At 43.0% G+C, this 18721-nt stretch carries 13 protein-coding genes; 11 read left to right on the top strand and 2 right to left on the bottom strand.

Annotated elements, in window-relative coordinates:
* Positions 1 to 67: 67 nt before the first annotated feature.
* Positions 68 to 1849 carry a chloride channel protein gene (locus AC07NA_RS21985; RefSeq protein ID WP_494899799.1) on the bottom strand — a complete coding sequence of 594 codons (1782 nt, stop codon included), beginning with the start codon at positions 1847 to 1849 and terminating at the stop codon, positions 68 to 70.
* Positions 1850 to 1933: 84 nt separating this feature from the next.
* On the opposite strand from AC07NA_RS21985, the gene AC07NA_RS21980 reads away from it, so the two are divergent.
* Entirely contained in the window at positions 1934 to 3115 is a 1182-nt protein-coding gene (locus AC07NA_RS21980; RefSeq protein WP_494899797.1) for an AIR synthase related protein, read from the top strand.
* Between the two features lie 11 nt (positions 3116 to 3126).
* Positions 3127 to 3819, top strand: coding sequence for a sterol desaturase family protein (locus AC07NA_RS21975; protein WP_494899796.1), 693 nt, complete (start codon positions 3127 to 3129; stop codon positions 3817 to 3819).
* 52 nt (positions 3820 to 3871) lie between these two features.
* Here AC07NA_RS21975 and AC07NA_RS21970 read toward each other — a convergent pair whose 3' ends face one another.
* Positions 3872 to 7201: a TonB-dependent receptor gene (locus AC07NA_RS21970; RefSeq protein ID WP_494899794.1), complete on the bottom strand. Its 3330-nt coding sequence runs from the start codon at positions 7199 to 7201 to the stop codon at positions 3872 to 3874.
* A gap of 287 nt (positions 7202 to 7488) precedes the next feature.
* Between AC07NA_RS21970 and lpdA the strand changes: the two genes are divergently transcribed.
* The 9 genes from lpdA to smc all read left to right on the top strand — a co-directional run bounded on the left by lpdA (position 7489) and on the right by smc (position 18681).
* Entirely contained in the window at positions 7489 to 8880 is a 1392-nt protein-coding gene (gene lpdA, locus AC07NA_RS21965; RefSeq protein WP_345209880.1) for a dihydrolipoyl dehydrogenase, read from the top strand.
* Positions 8881 to 8993: 113 nt separating this feature from the next.
* A complete protein-coding gene (locus tag AC07NA_RS21960; RefSeq protein WP_494899792.1) occupies positions 8994 to 9833 on the top strand; it encodes an MBL fold metallo-hydrolase in 840 nt (279 codons plus the stop codon).
* Between the two features lie 114 nt (positions 9834 to 9947).
* Positions 9948 to 10808, top strand: a complete 861-nt coding sequence (locus tag AC07NA_RS21955; protein WP_114004714.1) for a sigma-70 family RNA polymerase sigma factor — start codon at positions 9948 to 9950, stop codon at positions 10806 to 10808.
* A gap of 48 nt (positions 10809 to 10856) precedes the next feature.
* Positions 10857 to 11561 (top strand): deoxyribonuclease V, encoded by a 705-nt coding sequence (gene nfi, locus AC07NA_RS21950; RefSeq protein ID WP_494899790.1) that lies wholly within the window; start codon positions 10857 to 10859, stop codon positions 11559 to 11561.
* A 15-nt stretch (positions 11562 to 11576) separates the two neighbouring features.
* Entirely contained in the window at positions 11577 to 11888 is a 312-nt protein-coding gene (locus tag AC07NA_RS21945) for a hypothetical protein (RefSeq protein WP_494899788.1), read from the top strand.
* A complete protein-coding gene (locus AC07NA_RS21940) occupies positions 11876 to 12541 on the top strand; it encodes an ATP-binding cassette domain-containing protein (RefSeq protein WP_494899786.1) in 666 nt (221 codons plus the stop codon). The genes AC07NA_RS21945 and AC07NA_RS21940 overlap by 13 nt, the downstream gene beginning before the upstream one ends.
* Positions 12542 to 12603: 62 nt before the next feature.
* Positions 12604 to 13578 (top strand): aspartyl protease family protein, encoded by a 975-nt coding sequence (locus AC07NA_RS21935; protein ID WP_494899784.1) that lies wholly within the window; start codon positions 12604 to 12606, stop codon positions 13576 to 13578.
* The gene (locus AC07NA_RS21930; protein ID WP_494899782.1) at positions 13578 to 15011 is read left to right on the top strand and encodes a hypothetical protein; all 1434 of its coding nucleotides are present in this window, start codon (positions 13578 to 13580) and stop codon (positions 15009 to 15011) included. Before AC07NA_RS21935 ends, AC07NA_RS21930 begins: the two co-directional genes overlap by 1 nt.
* Positions 15012 to 15138: 127 nt before the next feature.
* Positions 15139 to 18681, top strand: coding sequence for a chromosome segregation protein SMC (smc, locus tag AC07NA_RS21925; protein ID WP_494899780.1), 3543 nt, complete (start codon positions 15139 to 15141; stop codon positions 18679 to 18681).
* Positions 18682 to 18721: the final 40 nt, after the last annotated feature.

Here is an 18721-nt window from a genome sequence, read left to right as displayed (position 1 = left end):
CCTGTATCTGCGGAATAGCATTCGTAATAATTAGTGTACTCACTTCGTGTAATTCGTGTCTATTTTTTTACCTGGTAGCGAAAATATCGTTCTCTTTGTGCTGTTTAATAAAGGCGTCGCGGTATTTGGCCAACAGGGCCGATTTTGATACGAACCCCACGAACTGCCCGTCTTTAACTACCGGCAGTTGCCATACATCTAACTGGTCAAACAACTTCATCACACTGCTTACCGATTGATCGTGAGTTATAATTACCGGAGGTGTTACCATAAATTCCGCAATGGTATGCGTTTTCATTTCTTCATCAAAAAGCTGCCGGCGGATATCGTCTATCAATACTACGCCTTCCAAAGCTTTATCAGCATCAAGCACCGCAAATATGTTGGTTTGTGTTTGCGACAGCAGCTTGTAAAAATCTTTTAACGACGCATCTTTACTGATAGCGGTGAACTGGCGGTTAATTACCGAATCGAGCGATATGGCGTTCATCATGGCATCGTCGTGCCCTGGGTGGATATTTTTTTCGTGTACCAACTCGTGCCAGTACATATTATGCGGATTGAAGTAGCGGGATATAATATACGATATAGCTGAAACGATCATCAGCGGAATAAACAATACATAACCGCCTGTGATTTCGGCTATCAAAAATATCGCCGTAAGCGGCGCGTGTAATACACCGCTTAAAGCACCGGCCATACCCACAGCGATAAAATTACTGGTATTCAGGTGGATCAATCCGGTTTGGTTAACGCTGTAGGCCACAAACAAGCCCAGGAAACCACCGGTAAACATAGTGGGCGCGAACGTTCCGCCGTTACCGCCCGAACCAATCGTTATGCCCGTGGCTACTATCTTCATAAATACCAGTAAGGCGATAAAGCCCAACAATGCCAAAGGATGGTTAAGGTACTGACTGAAGATGGAATCGGCTGTAATGGTTTCTATATTGCCGTTCAACACTTCTTGCAGATCGTGATAACCCTCTCCAAATAATGGCGGAAAAACAAGTATAATGAGCCCGAGAATTAACCCGCCTACTAATGCCCTTACATAACGGTTTTGTTTTTTGAGAATGCCTTTCTCCAGCTTACCGGCCACATTGGCAATATAAACCGAAACACATCCGCTTAAAATGGCCAGCAGCACGTAAAACGGCAAGGCCTGCATTACCCAGCCTTCGGTAACTAAATGGAACAGTTGTTTGGAGTACAAGGCTTTGGATACAACCACGCCCGTTGCCGACGCAATCAGTAGCGGAATAAACGTTGGGATGGTGATCTCCCCTATCAATAATTCTAACGAAAACAACACACCCGCAATGGGGCTGTTAAATACTGCCGCTATACCTGCCGAAGCCGCTGCTGCCAACAGTACAGTCTTTTCGTAAGCAGTAAGGTTAAACAAACGACCTGTGTTTGAACCGATAGCTGCCCCCGTACATACAATAGGCGCCTCCAAGCCCGATGAACCACCGAAACCTACCGTTAACGAGCTGCTGATCAAGTGCGAGTAAACATTGTTAATGCGGATATTGGAGCGGTTGCGTTTTATATTGAACAGTATACCGCCGATGCCCTTTTGTATGGTATCGCGGTTGATGAGGTGCAGGTAAACCACCGTGAAAAATATACCCAGCGCGGGTAAAAACACATAAATAAAATGGTACGGAAAGTACGAAGCTATATTCCGGCTCAAATCTTCCATCAGGTGTACGAGGTATTTGAGCGCTACGGCGGCCAGTCCGCCAAAAAGGCCCACAATTACACTGCAATACATCAGGAAGTTACGCTGGCTATTAAGTTTAAGCCGCCATTTATTGATTTTGTAGTAGATAGATTTTAACATTCTTATGAAGTATATTTCAGAGAATGTAATATTTAGTGTGAAATATTTTTCAGTCCCCAAAAAGTATAAGTACTATATTTGCCCATGAATTCTTCGCAAAGATATGATCAAAGAGGTGTTTCGGCCTCAAAAGATGATGTACATAATGCAATAAAAAATATCGACAAGGGAATCTTCCCCCAGGCCTTTTGTAAAATAGTGCCCGATATATTAACCAACGACGAAGCTTACTGCAATATTATGCATGCCGATGGCGCAGGCACAAAATCGTCTTTAGCGTATACTTACTGGAAAGAAACCGGCGATATTTCGGTATGGCGCGGTATTGCCCAGGATGCTATTATTATGAATATCGACGACCTGCTTTGCGTGGGTGCTACCGATAATATTCTGCTGTCATCAACCATCGGTCGTAACAAAAATTTGATACCTGGCGACGTTATCGCCGCTATAATTAATGGTACCGAAGAGGTGCTGGCCGAACTGCGTGCAGCAGGCATAGGCATTTACTCTACCGGTGGTGAAACTGCTGATGTGGGCGATTTAGTACGTACCATTATTGTTGACAGTACCGTAACCTGCCGCATGAAACGCGAAGATGTGATATCAAACCACCGGATAAAAGCCGGCGATGTAATTGTAGGCCTGTCTTCATCCGGACAAGCGACTTACGAGCAGGAATATAACGGCGGTATGGGCTCAAACGGACTAACCTCTGCCCGTCATGATGTGTTTAATAAAACCATCGCCGAAAAATACCCTGAAAGCTACGACGCGGCCATCCCTTACGAACTGATATTTTCGGGCAGTAAAAACCTTACCGACGAAATTGAAATAGGCGATGGTAAAAGCATAACCGCAGGCAAACTGGTATTATCAGCTACCCGCACCTACGCCCCTATCATTAAGGCTATATTAGACAAACACCGCCCCAACATCCACGGCATGGTACATTGCAGCGGCGGCGCGCAAACAAAGGTGCTGCACTTTATAGAGAACCTGCATATCGTAAAAAACAACCTGTTCCCGGTGCCACCGCTGTTTAAACTCATCCACGAAGAATCAAAAACAAGCTGGCAGGAAATGTACAAGGTATTCAATATGGGTCACCGTATGGAGCTATACGTACCACAGGAGATTGCCGAAGACCTTATCAGCATATCAAAAAGCTTCGGCGTAGATGCACAGATCATCGGCCACGTTGAAGCTGCCGATAAAAAGCAGGTAACTGTACAATCGGAGTTCGGAGAGTTTGTGTATAATTAAGAAACTATGTAATGCTTGAATTTCTATCAGCGCAATCATCTTTTAATTTATGGATGATCTTTTTGATAGAGAATTTAAGCATTACTGCGTTAGCACTATTTTTTGGATGGCTGGTTCTTAAACTTAATAACAAAATAATTAAACCGGCATCGCCGAATGAGTGGCTTATTTGTATCCTGACTAATGTTATTAATACCATTATCACTTACACCGGATTTTGGTTATGGAAAAATGGATATCTAATAATTAAGTTTCATACTGACTGGAGTATAATAATCGATTTTATAATCCTCTTTCTGCTGATGGATTTGGCTATGTACATTTTCCATTATGGCATTCACAAAAATAGGCTTATATACAATACTATACATAAATTCCATCATCAATACGATGACCCTATTCCTATTGATCTTTTTGTTTTGCACCCGTTAGAAACTGTAAGCTTTGGCAGCTTGTGGTTAATAATGATCACCGCTTTTCATTTCAATTTCTACGCTATCATTGTTTATCTCATTGCAAATGTAGTTTTTGGTATTGCAGGCCATTTGGGTATGGAGCCGGTTCCTACTTTCATTCGCGAAAACAAGTTATTCAAATACATTGGCACTTCTACCTTTCATCACCGCCATCACTTAGATGTGCATCATAATTTTGGCTTTTACACCAGTATTTGGGATAGGTTATTTAAAACCTATAAAGCATAAAAAACCCGACCAAATGGCCGGGTTTTTTATTAGATATGGTTTGGGTTTGGTATTAGTTAAATATATACCTAACGCCAAACTGTACTTGCCAGCGTGAAAACTGACCTGCATCTATTTGGTAAGTATTAGTGTACGGGATTTGATTCTTAGCATCCAGGTATGGAACAGAGAACGTTGGCTTGCCATTGTTCGGATCATTTGCATCAGCCGCATTTTTGTAAATACCTTTGTAAGATAATGGTTGATTAGCACCAGAGGCTAAAATACGGTACAAGCCCCAGTTTTTATTAAGGAAGTTACCTACGTTGATCATATTAGCACTCAACTGGATAGTATTGCGTTTACCATTTACATTCACATAGAAATCTTGAGTAAAGTTCAAGTTAACTTGTTTGTAGTATGGTAATAAACCACCATTACGTTCTGCAACTTTACCACGGTGTGATGATAAATAACTATCCTGATTGATAAAGTTATTTAATTGTGACCACATCTGATCTTTAGTACGTGTATCGGTAGCTGCATCAGGCACTAACACAACATCATTTTGATCTTTAGGGATATACATTAAATCGTTACCACTTAAACCATCATTGTTCATATCGTTACGATAAGTATATGAGTAAGCAGCGCCGAAAGTTGCAGTGTTGTTATTTGGAGCAACCTCAAATGTCATACCTACTGAAGTAGCGTAGTTTTTAGCATATTCTTTACGGTAAGCAACAGCTAAAATCACACGGTTAGGCTGATAAAAATTGGTAAAGCCTAATTCATCAGAGTTTGGATCTCCTGAAACAGGACGATCTCTCCAGATTGATTGGGCGATAGAACCACCATCATTTACTGATTTAGCCCTGCTATAAGTATAGGCTGCACTTGCAAAGAAACCATTAGTAAATGTTTTTTGTAATTGACCGGTGATAAAGTATGAATACCCTTTGCTGGTATTTCTCATCAAGATAGCGTCGCTGATGTTAGGCTCGGCAAGTGAAGTACCTTTGCTGTTGATACGTGAAGCATTGTATCTGATTCTATTATCAGAACCGGCGAAAGCAACACCTTCAGACGGCAAGTTGATATTTTGATGATAAACAGCATTGATATCTTTTGAATACAATGCTTCTAATGTACCAATTACACCGAAAGGTAATTTTTGGTCAACCGCACCGTTAACACGGAATATTTGCGGGTACTTAAAGTTTTTATCAGTAACGGCAACGTTATATGCTGTATTAGCTGCTGCACTTGCAGGGCGGTTAGCATTAACATTAGGATTGAACACTAAACGAGGATCGTTAGCAGCGTTAGTCTGGTTTAAATCGATAGAACCGAACTGCACACCGTTATTTGATGCCTGGTTAGAGATATACACGAAAGGAACCTGACCTGTGAAGATACCTGCACCACCACGTAATTGAGTAGTATGATCGCCATAAACGTCATAATTAAAACCTACCCTTGGTGAAAGCAATATTTTGGTGCTTGGTAATTGAGAAATGTCAATATGCTGACCATCACGGAAAGAAAGGTTAGCTAAATCCTGATTTTTATCAAGTTTAGTTGGGAAGTAAGGCATATCCGCTCTTAAACCGTAAGTTAAGCGGAAACGATCGTTAACCTGGAATTTATCCTGAGCATATAATGAAAATGTAAAAGCTTTGATTATTGCAAAAGGGAAAGAACCGTCAGGCAAAGCAGAATAACGTAACTGGTAACGGGTTGCGTTTGCTAAACCACCTGGCAAACCGTTATTAGCAGATGCATAAAAATCATCTAAACTGTTAAAGTTATAGTTACCATAGTATGTTGGTGCAAAACCATTCAGGAATTTGTTGTATTGGTTGCTGGTACCAATAGTAATTTCGTGTTTACCTGAATAAATTGTGAAATCATCAGCAAACTGCCATGTATCGGTGTTTAATTTGTTAAACGCCGTAAATGGTTCATATCCAAATGTAGTTAATGTACCACCTGTGCCGTTTCCAATATCAACTAACGGGAACAGATCACCAGCTAATGAAGCTCGGAAATCGCGTAATGCTGAATAACCCAAAGTAGCTTTATTAGCATATTTGCTACCTATACGGGTATTTAGCTCGATAATACCGATATTGAAGTTGTTATTAATAGTATAACCGGAACCGCTGAAAGGCAAAGCTCCACCTGATGTTGGCTGACGGATTGAGTTATTGATAGAGCCAGAATTACTTCCTGCAAGATCTCTAAACGATTTCAGGTAAAAATATTTAGCACTTAGAGTATTATTTTCGTCAATATTCCAGTCTAATTTGGCAGTAACTTTATCACTATTGGTTTTATAGTTGTAACCTTGGTATTCGCCCGGGTTGTAGCTATATTTATCCATCAGGAATTTTTTCAGACCATCCAATTGCGCCTGAGTTGCTGTTGCTGTATTGCCGCTACCTGCGCCCGGGCTACCGGCTGCGACAATTGAAGTTGCTGCCTGCTCAAAGCGCTCTTGCTCACCACTAACAAATAAGAATAATTTGTTTTTCACTATCGGACCGCCAACTGCGATACCGCGGTTATTGAAAGTAAATGAAGGCTTTGCAACTTCAGTATTACCTGCTTTTAAGCCGTATACTTTTGGTGTACGGAAATAGTAGTAAGCCGAACCTTTAACTTCGTTAGTACCTGATTTGGTTACTGTGTTAACACCTGCGCCGGTGAAGAAACCCTGACGAACGTCAAAAGGCGCAATATCAACCTGAACCTGCTCAACCGCATCTAAAGAGATTGGCTGTGAGTTTGTTTGACCACCCAAAGTACCTGATAAACCAAAAGAGTTGTTTAACAAAGCACCGTCAACAGTTACGTTGTTGTAGCTTGAGCTACGACCACCAAATGAGTTACCGTTTGCAGACGGGGTTAACTTGGTGAAATCTTGTAACGACCTGTTGATAGTTGGCAACCTGTCAATTTGCGCACGAGTAATAGTTTCGCGGGCACCGGTACGGTTGTTATTGATGATTTTGTTTTGGGTACCTGTTACCTGTACCTCTTTTAACGCTACGGTGTTGTCGCTTAAAGTGGCGTTAAGCTTGTAATCTTCACCTAATGTAAGGCTGATGTCGCCCTGGGTAAATTCGGCATAACCGATAAAGGTAACTTTAACTGTGTAAGGCCCGCCTACACGTAAGTTGGGTAAGTTATACCTACCATCAGCACGGGTGGCTGTGCTGTATTTTGTACCTGTAGGTACGTGTGTGGCAACGATGGTTGCTCCGGGAACAGTTTGCTGCTTAGAATCCACGATAGTACCACTCATTGATGAGGTGGTAATACCTTGCGAGAAAGATGTGGTGGATCCAAAAACAATAAATGCTATTACCGACAAGATTTGTAGTAAATGTTTTTTCATTTTTTTTGTTTTTGTCAATTAATTTTCTGCAAAAATATATAAAACTATTTGGCACTATATTAAGTTAATGTTAATTATTCCTGTGAATTTTTCAACATTTTACATTAAACGATATAATTATTGTCATAATATGATTAAAACCATATTAAACTGATAGTTTGAACCAATTTTACTTTTGGTATAATAATTTTCCTGTAATAATTATAGTAGCATAGGCTTCTGATTTTACCATTTCAGCCCTTTTACTTAGCTTTGGCACACAAATTCAAAAAACTCATTAATAAAATATGAACTACGATGTAATTGTTATAGGGTCGGGCCCGGGTGGTTATGTTGCCGCTATACGTGCTTCCCAATTAGGTTTAAAAACTGCAGTAGTTGAAAAAGAATCGCTGGGTGGTATTTGCCTTAACTGGGGTTGTATACCTACCAAAGCCTTATTAAAAAGCGCGCAGGTGTTTGAATATATAAACCATGCTGCCGATTACGGCATTAAGGTTAACGGTACCGGTGAGGTTGATTTTGAAAGCGTTGTTAAAAGGAGCCGCGGCGTTGCCGATGGTATGAGCAAGGGTGTTCAGTTCCTGATGAAGAAGAACAAAATTGATGTACTTGTTGGTTTTGGTAAATTAAAAGGTAAAGGCACCGTTGAGGTTAAAGCCGCAGACGGTACCACTGCCGACCATACCGCCAAACATATTATATTAGCTACAGGCGGCCGCTCGCGCGAATTGCCTAACCTTAAACAGGATGGCAAAAAAGTTATCGGCTACCGCCAGGCCATGGTATTGCCTAAACAGCCAAAATCATTAGTGGTTGTAGGTAGCGGCGCTATCGGTATAGAGTTCGCTTACTTCTACAAATCATTAGGCACACAGGTTACCGTTGTTGAGTTTTTACCTAACATCGTTCCGCTGGAAGATGAAGAAGTATCAAAAGGCTTGGAGCGGATCCTTAAAAAACAAGGTATCAATATCATGACCAACGCCAACGTTGAATCAGTTGATACTACAGGCGATATTTGCAAAGTAAACGTTAAAACCGCTAAAGGTGTTGAAGTACTTGAAGCGGAGATCGTACTTTCTGCCGTAGGTATCACTACCAACCTTGAAGGCATTGGCCTGGAAGAAGCAGGTGTAAAAACCGATAAAGGCAAAGTACTGGTTGACGATTTTTACCGTACCAACGTTGAAGGCGTTTACGCTATCGGCGATATCGTTAAAGGTCAGGCGCTGGCTCACGTAGCCTCTGCCGAAGGTATCATCTGCGTTGAAAAAATTGCAGGCGAACACCCTGAACCTTTAGATTATAATAACATACCGGGCTGTACTTACTGCTCACCTGAAATCGCTTCGGTAGGTTATACCGAAAAAGCGGCTAAAGAAGCAGGTTACGAAGTTAAAGTAGGTAAATTCCCATTCTCGGCATCAGGTAAGGCGAGTGCCGCGGGCGCTAAAGATGGCTTTGTAAAACTGATCTTCGATGCCAAATACGGCGAGTTTTTGGGCGCGCACATGTTGGGCTTTAACGTTACAGAAATGATTGCCGAAGTAGTAACCGCCCGCAAGCTGGAAGCTACCGGTCATGAGATCATCAAATCGGTACACCCTCACCCTACCATGAGCGAGGCTGTAATGGAAGCTGCCGCTGCCGCTTACGACGAAGTGATCCACTTATAATAAAACTTCAGAGGTAAAAATTCAAAAGTTAAAAACGTAACGAAATTCTTTCACGGAATATTCGGTTTTTGACTTTTGAATTTTTACTTTTGATTTATACCGCTACACCTATTATGAACCTTTACACTATTGATACAGGGCTTTTTAAACTGGATGGCGGTGCTATGTTCGGGGTGGTGCCCAAAACAATATGGAGCAAAACCAATCCTGCCGACGATAAAAACCTGTGTACATGGGCTATGCGTTGCCTGCTTATTGAAGATGGCAACCGCCTGATACTGGTTGATACCGGCATAGGCAACAAGCAGGACGAAAAATTCTACAGCCATTATTACCTGCATGGCGACGATACCCTCGACAAATCATTAGCTGCAAAAGGCTTTCACCGCGACGATATTACCGACGTTTTTTTAACCCACCTGCATTTCGACCATGTTGGCGGCGCTGTAGAGCGTGTTAACGGCGATCTTTTGCCTGCTTTTAAGAACGCCACCTATTGGAGCAACAAGCAGCATTGGGACTGGGCTGAAAACCCTAACGACCGCGAGAAAGCCTCCTTCCTGAAAGAGAACATACTCCCTTTGCAGGAAAGCGGGCAACTAAAATTTATACCCGCCGAAGATGGCGTACAATTTAGCGAAGGATTTAACATACGTTTCGCTTATGGGCATACCGATGCCATGATGCTGCCATTATTAGATTACAAAGGCCGAAAAGTACTTTACATGGCCGATATGCTGCCCTCTGTAGGGCATTTGCCTATGGCGTATCTAATGGCTTATGATATGTTCCCGCTGAAAACACTTACTGAGAAAAAAGCGATTTTGACCGAAGCGCTCGATAATAATTATATTTTATATTTTGAGCACGATGCAATAAACGAATGTTGTACCTTGCAGCTAACCGAAAAAGGTATCAGGGCAGGCGATATTTTTAAAATAAACGAATTGTAGCAAAATTGATATACAATTTTGATGTAAATATGTATAAATTACTGCATATTACAGAACAAAATTGTACCTTTGCACGTTCAATTCTAAAACATAGAATCGAGGTTAATAAAATAGATGAGACAACTCAAGATAACACAATCCATTACCAATCGTGAATCGCAATCACTGGATAAATATCTTCACGAAATTGGTAAAGTTGACCTAATAACTGCCGAAGAAGAAGTAATACTTGCACAAAAAATACGGGAAGGTGACCAGGCCGCGCTTGAACGCCTAACCAAAACCAACTTACGTTTCGTTGTATCTGTTGCCAAGCAATACCAAAATCAGGGTTTAACACTGGGCGACCTTATTAACGAGGGTAACCTCGGCCTGATCAAAGCTGCCAAGCGTTTTGATGAAACAAAGGGTTTCAAATTCATATCTTACGCTGTTTGGTGGATCCGCCAGTCGATATTACAAGCTATCGCCGAGCAATCGCGTATAGTACGTTTACCTTTAAACCAGGTAGGCTCATTAAGCAAAATAAGCAAAGCCTTCTCAAAATTAGAGCAGGAATACGAACGTGAGCCATCTCCGGAAGAGCTTGCAGATATACTGGAAACTACAGTAGATAAAATATCTGACACTTTAAGCAACTCGGGCCGACACGTATCAATGGACGCGCCGTTTGTACAAGGTGAAGAAAATACATTATTGGATGTATTGGAAAACCACGAACCAAATACCGACTCGATACTGATCAACGAATCATTATCAGAGGAGATCAAACGTTCATTATCAACCTTAACAGAGCGCGAACGCGAGATCATCGTATTGTTCTTTGGCTTAGGTACCAACCACCCGCTATCGTTAGAAGAAATTGGCGAAAAATTCAACCTTACCCGCGAGCGTGTAAGACAAATTAAAGATAAGGCGTTGCAGAGATTGCGTCATACGTCGAGGAGCAAGATCCTCAAATCATATTTAGGTTAACAACCGAAAGCCTTTCCAACATTGGAGAGGCTTTTTTGTTTAATACCTATGCATCCCTCCCAATACGAACACCTCACTCCTGCCCAGGCCGTAGCCTATCAGCACCAATTACGCGGTCAAATACAAATCAACGCGCTTGATAAACCCATAACTACCATCGGTGGAGCCGACATCTCGTTCAATAAATATTCCGAAGTAGTATACGCCGGCATCGTATTGTTCAGCTATCCCGATCTGAAGATTATCGGCAATACTACCGCCATCAGCCGTACCTCATTTCCGTACATATCGGGCCTGCTGGCCTTTCGTGAAGTACCGGTCTTGCTGGACGCCTGGGATAAACTGGAAGTTAAACCCGACGTACTGGTACTCGACGGACAAGGTATAGCGCACGAACGCCGCCTGGGTATCGCTACACATTTTGGTTTGGTTACCGGCGCTACAACCATAGGCAGCGCCAAAAGCAGGCTGTACGGCAAATACGAAGAACCTGCCAATGTGTCTTTCGCCCAAAGCGCTATGTATGATAAAGATGAGCTGATCGGTATAGCCATTCGTACCAAACGAAACTGCAATCCCATTTATATTTCGCCGGGGCACAATATCAATGTGCAACAAAGCGTTGAGGTGATTAAAAATTGCATACGCGGTTACCGCATTCCCGAACCTACCCGGCAGGCCCATTTGCTGGTTAATAAGGTGCGCATAGCCGATGGCGACAACCCAAACACACAATATGATCTTTTTACCTGATAATCATTTTATTAAATGAACAGATTACTCACCCTTATCTGTCATTTTTATAAACCTGTTGCCTTTATCAACATTCTTTTTACAGGCCTAAGTATTTATACCTTTATTAAAAATGGTGTTGAACATTTGAGTATCCCTTTAATACTCAAATTATTCAGCTATACAGTGGTTGTAGGTTATCAGTATTTCTTTTCGGCTAAAAGCTATTTCTACTTTCGTAACGCCGGTTATAGTGTACGCTCGTTGTATGTCAGGGTTTTCGCACTCGACTTCGCAGCTTTCTTAGTTTTGATCATTGGCACCTATTTCATACTATGGAAGCACTAAACCTGAAGGTTGACAGCGTACACCTCGAATTTGATGGCCGCAAAATATTGCAGGACATTTACTTAAATTGCAGTAAAGGCGAAGTGCTGGGCATATTGGGGCGCAACGGTTGCGGAAAATCATCGCTATTGAAGATCATCTTTGGCACCCTGGCCTGCACGCATAAGTACATTAGTATAAATGATGATTATATAGTTAAAGGATATCATAACAACCGGATAGCTTACCTACCGCAACATAATTACCTGCCGGGTACCATCCGTATAGATAAGTTGGCTAAAATGCTGGTTGATGAGGTGTATTGGGCCAATTTCAGCAGTCACCCAATTTATCAGCAACATCAGTTAAAAATGGCACCGCAGCTTTCGGGAGGCGAACTAAGACAGCTGGAAACACTGATGATCATTTACAGCAAGGCCGATTTTATTTTACTCGACGAGCCCTTCACCCATATTTCGCCCATACAGGCCGAAGAGTTTAAGCACATCATCAGGAACTGCGCTAAAACCAAGGGCATCATTATTACAGATCACCAGTATTACAACGTACTTGATGTGAGCGACAGGATCATCCTCATTAGCAATGGCAGTACAAAGCCCATCCACCACCCTGCCGACCTCATCGCTTACGGCTACGTGAACCACATAAATTAATTTAGCAATAATTGTAACATACACGTTTCACAAGCCGTCTATTAGGTAAGCACAACCTTACCATGCGCAACTTGTATATATATGTTATTATTTTACTGCTATCAGCGGGCATTCGGCAGAGTGCTTTCGCGATGGACGGTAAAATTGGCGGCATATATTTCCCACAGGCGTATGATGATCCCGACCCTGATCCGCAAGGCGATTTTAAAACCCTCGTAATCCCCATAAAACGTGCAGGCAACCTTATTATAGTGGAGGCAAAGGTTGATAGTGTGGCGGGCAACTTTGTGTTGGATACCGGCGCGCCTCATTTGGTACTTAACGCTACCTACTTCAGGGATATGCCTCCTATTATGAACCAGGAATCGGGCGGTATTAATGGCGAGGTATCTAACACCTTTACTACCGAGGTCACCAATTTTTCTATCTTCGATTTGTATTACAAACGGCTAAAAGCTGATGTTACCGATCTGTCGGCAATAGAGAATGGCCGTAACATTAAAATACTGGGACTGCTGGGCACACGCCTGTTCTCCAAATTCGCTATAACAGTGGATGTGATACAGAATGTGATGTACATCCATAAACTGGATGAAGACGGCCTTATACCTGCTTCAGAACTCATCTATCACAACCCTTTCCTCAAAACAACGTTCAAACTAATGAACGATGTAATATTTTTAAAGGGCAGCGTAAACAAAAACACTACCTGGTTCGCGTTTGATACCGGTGCCGAAACAAACCTTTTGGATTATCGGCGGTCTAAAAAAATATTGCCTGTAATGGAGGTACAAAGCACATCAACACTTACCGGCGTTGGCGGCAGTACTTTCCAGGTGCTTACAGCTAAGTTTGATAACTTGATAATTGGTGATCAGGCTTTTATGAAGAACCGGGTAATGGTTACCAACCTCGATAATATTGGCAAGGCCTACGGGCATTCGGTTGATGGGATACTGGGATACGACTTTTTTATCCGCGGAATATTTACCATCAATTTTGTGAAAAAGGAATTTGAAATGTATACTTACAAATAATGAGGGTATGGCGGCTGATATTATTGGTATTCGCGTTGCTTTTAAGCGATGTAATTGCGTACGCCCAAAACCGTAATAACCTGATAGCTGCCAAAGACGAGTTTATTTTACTGATAGATCTCCGGTCGTCAAAAGCCGAAATGGACACCATACTTAAAAGGGCGGGCATGCCGGGTTTAAGTGCCTCAAAAATACAAAAAGGCGATTTTTACCATATATACAAAGAAGGCTGGAAAATGATACAGAACAATGGCAAAGTTGTTCAGTTCAAGAAACCCATCACCATTAACCACGACAGCGCCCCTTCAAAACCATTTTTGATCACTACTGATCTTATTAAAACAGAAGGCATTCCCGGCTATCCCGGTGAGGTGAGTTATGGCGTAAACAAATTTAGCCGTGTTACGGTTGATGAGCTACCTTCGGGCCTTACCCGTTTCTTTTTACCCGGCAATACTGATGCACGCAAGGTGATGCTTTCCGGAAGTTTTAACGCATGGAGCCTCACCAAAACCAGCATGCTCAAAACCGACAGCGGCTGGATCAGCGACGTTAAACTGCAACCGGGCATATACGCCTACAAATTTATAGTAAACGGCCGCTGGATGAGCGATAAGTACAACCTGCTGCACGAGGAAGATGGCTATAACGGAACAAACTCCATTTACTACAGGTATAACTACACTTTTCAGCTGGCAGGCTATAACAACGTTAAAAAGGTGAGTGTAGCAGGCAGTTTTAATAAATGGAATGCCAGCGAAATTCCGCTTGTTAAAAACGGCAAAAGCTGGCGGGCGGAGATCTACCTTAACGATGGCATGTTCACCTACCGTTTTATGGTTGACGGCAACTGGGTAACCGACCCCGCCAATGCTAAAAAAGTAACAGACGAAAAGGGTGTAGCCACATCAGTGATCAATCTCGGAGAAACCATTAACTTCAGTTTAAAAGGTTATGCAGATGCCAAAAAGGTATGCGTTGCAGGCAGCTTTAACGGCTGGAAACCCAACCAATTATTTTTAAAGCGTGTTAATAACGAATGGGTATTGCCCGTAACCATGGCTGCCGGTAACTATCAGTACAAATTTATAGCAGATAATAAGTGGATAACCGACCCCGCCAACAATTGCTACGCGGTTAGCGATGGCATTACCAATTCATTTATATCGGTAGGTGCTAACCATACTTTCAGGTTAAAAGGATACAATAACGCGCAAACGGTCAGGATTGCGGGCGATTTCAACAATTGGGACCCCGAACAATATACCATGGGCCGCAAAGGCGACGAATGGGTGATCAGCATGCGGTTTAAGCCGGGCAAGCATCACTACAAATACATTGTTGACGGCAACTGGATAATTGACCCCGGCAACAAGCTTTGGGAACCCAATCAGCAAGGCACCAACAATTCCATTATATGGGTTGATAAGTAACCCCCCGGCCCCCTGAAGGGGGAGCAAATATAATAGTTACGCTCCCCCTTCAGGGGGTTGGGGGGAATATCAATTTTTATAGCTATTTTAAGAGCCTTAAAATACAGCGAGGTACGGTTAAACATAAATGCAGCTTACACGGTTAGAAATCAAGGGGTTCAAGAGTTTCGGGGATAAGATCACTATTAATTTTAATGATGGTGTTACCGGTATTGTTGGGCCAAATGGTTGCGGAAAATCAAATGTGGTTGATTCGATACGCTGGGTATTGGGCGAACAAAGCACACGCGCGCTGCGGTCGGAAAAGATGGAGAACATCATTTTCAACGGTACCAAAACCCGTAAGGCAGCCAACCTTGCCGAAGTGTCGCTTACTTTTGATAACACAAAAAACATACTGCCTACCGAGTTTTCGCACATTACTATTACCCGTAAGCTTTACCGTACCGGCGACAGCGAGTACCGCCTCAACGATGTGCAATGCCGATTGAAGGACATTACCGACCTTTTCCTCGATACAGGTATCGGCTCCGACTCCTACTCTATCATCGAGCTGAAAATGATCGACGAGATCATTACCAACAAAGAGGGTTCGAGGCGTAATTTATTTGAGGAAGCATCGGGCATATCGAAATACAAGCTCCGCAAAAAGCAAACCTTTAATAAACTAAAGGACACCGAGGCTGACCTGGAACGCGTGGAAGACCTGCTTTTCGAGATAGAAAAGAACCTAAAAACGCTGGAAAACCAGGCTAAAAAAACTGAGCGTTATTATCGTCTAAAGGATCAGTATAAAACACTCAGCATAATGCTGGCTTCGTTCCGGATAGCTTCGTTCAGTGAATCGCTGGCCAAGATAGAAGATCTGGAACAGGCGCAACGCGGGGATAAATCGGGCATAGTAGCGCAGATAGATACGCTGGAAGCCACCGTGCAGCAGCAAAAACTGGATAGTATAACCCGCGAAAAAAACCTATCGTTACAACAAAAAACCACTAACGAGTACGTATCAAAAATACGTGCTTACGAGAGTGAAAAGAAGATAAAGAACGAGCAACTCAAGTTTCAACAGGATAAAGAAAAACGCTTAAGCGAAGAGCTTGAACGCGACCGTGGTCAGCTGAACCATGTGTTGTACAACCTTAAACGCCTGGCCGAAGAAAAAGCGCAGGAAGATGAAAACCTGCTCACCGTACAAAGCAAGGTTGCCGACCTGAAAGAAGCCGTTGACGAGCTGCGCGAACAGCAAACCAACGACCGCAACCAGCTTACCGAAATCACCAACATCAACAACAGACTGCAAAGCCAGGTATACAAGGCCGAAAAAGATCTTGATATATTGCAGATACAGCAGCAGGCTTTAGAGCAGGAAAGCCAGCGCAATATGGAGGATGCCACCAATAAGGAGGCCGAACTTTCGCATTTCAACGAGGCCGTTGCCGAACTGCAAGGCCGTACCGAAGCTTTAGAAAGCGAATACCAGCAGGCGGTTGATTTTGAAACGAAATTACAGGAGCAAATTGCTGAAACCGAAAGGAACATCGGCACGCTGAAAGATACCATTACCGCTGATAGCCGCAAGCTGGATGCCAAACAGAACGAATATAACCTTACTAAAAGTTTGGTTGACAACCTCGAAGGTTTCCCGGAATCGATACGTTTCCTGAAAAAGAATACCGATTGGGCTAAAAACGCGCCGCTGTTTAGCGATGTGCTTTTTTGCCGTGAGGAATACCGCATTGCCATTGAAAACTATTTAGAGCCACTGATGAACCACTATGTGGTTGACACGTATGACGAGGCTATAAAAGCGATCAACCTGTTGAGCAATGCCACCCGTGGCCGTGCACAGTTCTTTATATTGAGCAATTATACTACCGATAGTGTTGCCGATTCGGGCAGTGTGGATAGTAAATGGATTCCGGCGCTTAGCGTTACCGAGGTGGAGAAACGCTATCAATCGTTATGTAACCACCTGCTCAAAAACGTGTATCTGGTAAACGACGATAACGAAGAAGAACTGAACAGCGCCGACCTGCCGCCCCACGTAATTATACTGGGTAAAAGCGGTAAGTTCAATAAATCAAAGCATACCATGGCCGGTGGCTCGGTTGGGTTGTTTGAGGGTAAACGGATTGGTCGTGCTAAAAACCTGGAGAACCTGCAAAAAGAGATCAAACAGCTCGACGCGCAGGTGAATGCTGCCAAACAGCAACAGGAAGACCTGCAAGGCAAAGTAACTTCGATGAAAGCCGCCGGCAAAGCCAACGAAATTAAACAGCAGCAACAGGAGCTTAACCGCCTGAATACCGAATTTATCACCATAAAAACCCGGCAGGAACAATACCAGGAATTTATAGTGAATAGCCTTAACCGGAAGGAAGATATTGCCCGCAAGATCAACAGCATTCACGAAGAGATGCAATCGCTGCACCCGCACCTTGCCGAGCTGAAAGAGCAAAAGCTGATGCAGAATGATTTGCTGGTAGATAAACAGGCTGAGTTTACCGAACTTACCGAACTGGTTACCGTACGCTCAAACGCTTACAACCAGGAGAACATCCGCTTCCATCAGCAGCAAAATAAAGTATCGGGCCTGATGAAAGATTTGGAATACCGCGAATCGCAGCAAGAAAGCTTGGATACCCGCATCAGGCAAAACAATGCCGAGATGGAAAAGGTAAAGGCTGCCATCCAGGAAAACTTACAGCAATCGGGCCACTCGGATGATGACCTGCTGGAGATGTATGCCCAAAAAGAAGAATTGGAAAAAGCAACTCAGCAAGCCGAGCAGGAATACTACGCGTGGCGGGGCAAGGTGGCTGAAACTGAAAACGAAATATCGGCACTACGCCGCAAAAAAGACAATGCCGAACTGATTGAGAATGAACTACGGGAGCAGCGCAACAGCCTTAAACTGGAACTGAACGCACTGAAAGAACGTTTATCGGTTGAGTTTAACATTGATATACAAGACCTGCTGGAAACCGAAGTACCGGCAGACGAGAATGAAGCCGAACTGCGCGAGAAGACAGAAAAGATGAAAAAGCAGCTGGATGATTTCGGCGCTATTAACCCGATGGCGGTAGAAGCCTATAACGAGATGAATGAGCGTTATACCTTCATCCAATCGCAAAAGAAAGACCTTGCCGAAGCTAAAGCCTCGCTGTTGGCTACCATACAAGAGATTGACGATACGGCGAAAGAGAAATTCATGTCGGCATTTATTATGGTACGCGAAAACTTTATCAAGGTATTCCGTTCGTTGTTTAATGAAGAAGATTCCTGCGATTTGGTACTCACCGATCCGCAACGCCCACTGGAATCAGACATCGATATTATCGCGAAGCCAAAAGGAAAACGCCCGCTTTCTATTAACCAGCTATCGGGTGGTGAAAAAACATTGACGGCTACGGCTATCCTGTTCTCGCTCTACCTGTTAAAACCAGCCCCCTTCTGTATTTTTGATGAGGTGGATGCGCCCTTGGATGACACCAATATCGATAAGTTCAACAACATTATCCGTGCGTTCTCAAAAGATTCGCAGTTCATCATCGTATCGCACAATAAGCGCACCATAGCCAGTAACGATGTTATTTATGGCGTTACCATGGTTGAACCAGGTATATCGCGCGTAGTGGCGGTCGATCTGCGTGAACTGGCTGATTAACAAAAAAGGCGAAAACTTTCGTTTCCGCCTTCAATATCTC

The organism is Mucilaginibacter sp. GW821-FHT07G05 (genome assembly GCF_059418565.1).
Note: the sequence above shows the minus strand (reverse complement) of the source record. Positions and strands in the feature narration are given on the sequence as shown.

Coding starts and splice junctions, on each gene's coding strand:
- AC07NA_RS21985 (WP_494899799.1), bottom strand. CDS start 1,849: ATGTTAAAATCTATCTACTACAAAATCAATAAATGGCGGCTTAAACTT.
- AC07NA_RS21980 (WP_494899797.1), top strand. CDS start 1,934: ATGAATTCTTCGCAAAGATATGATCAAAGAGGTGTTTCGGCCTCAAAA.
- AC07NA_RS21975 (WP_494899796.1), top strand. CDS start 3,127: ATGCTTGAATTTCTATCAGCGCAATCATCTTTTAATTTATGGATGATC.
- AC07NA_RS21970 (WP_494899794.1), bottom strand. CDS start 7,201: ATGAAAAAACATTTACTACAAATCTTGTCGGTAATAGCATTTATTGTT.
- lpdA (WP_345209880.1), top strand. CDS start 7,489: ATGAACTACGATGTAATTGTTATAGGGTCGGGCCCGGGTGGTTATGTT.
- AC07NA_RS21960 (WP_494899792.1), top strand. CDS start 8,994: ATGAACCTTTACACTATTGATACAGGGCTTTTTAAACTGGATGGCGGT.
- AC07NA_RS21955 (WP_114004714.1), top strand. CDS start 9,948: ATGAGACAACTCAAGATAACACAATCCATTACCAATCGTGAATCGCAA.
- nfi (WP_494899790.1), top strand. CDS start 10,857: ATGCATCCCTCCCAATACGAACACCTCACTCCTGCCCAGGCCGTAGCC.
- AC07NA_RS21945 (WP_494899788.1), top strand. CDS start 11,577: ATGAACAGATTACTCACCCTTATCTGTCATTTTTATAAACCTGTTGCC.
- AC07NA_RS21940 (WP_494899786.1), top strand. CDS start 11,876: ATGGAAGCACTAAACCTGAAGGTTGACAGCGTACACCTCGAATTTGAT.
- AC07NA_RS21935 (WP_494899784.1), top strand. CDS start 12,604: ATGCGCAACTTGTATATATATGTTATTATTTTACTGCTATCAGCGGGC.
- AC07NA_RS21930 (WP_494899782.1), top strand. CDS start 13,578: ATGAGGGTATGGCGGCTGATATTATTGGTATTCGCGTTGCTTTTAAGC.
- smc (WP_494899780.1), top strand. CDS start 15,139: ATGCAGCTTACACGGTTAGAAATCAAGGGGTTCAAGAGTTTCGGGGAT.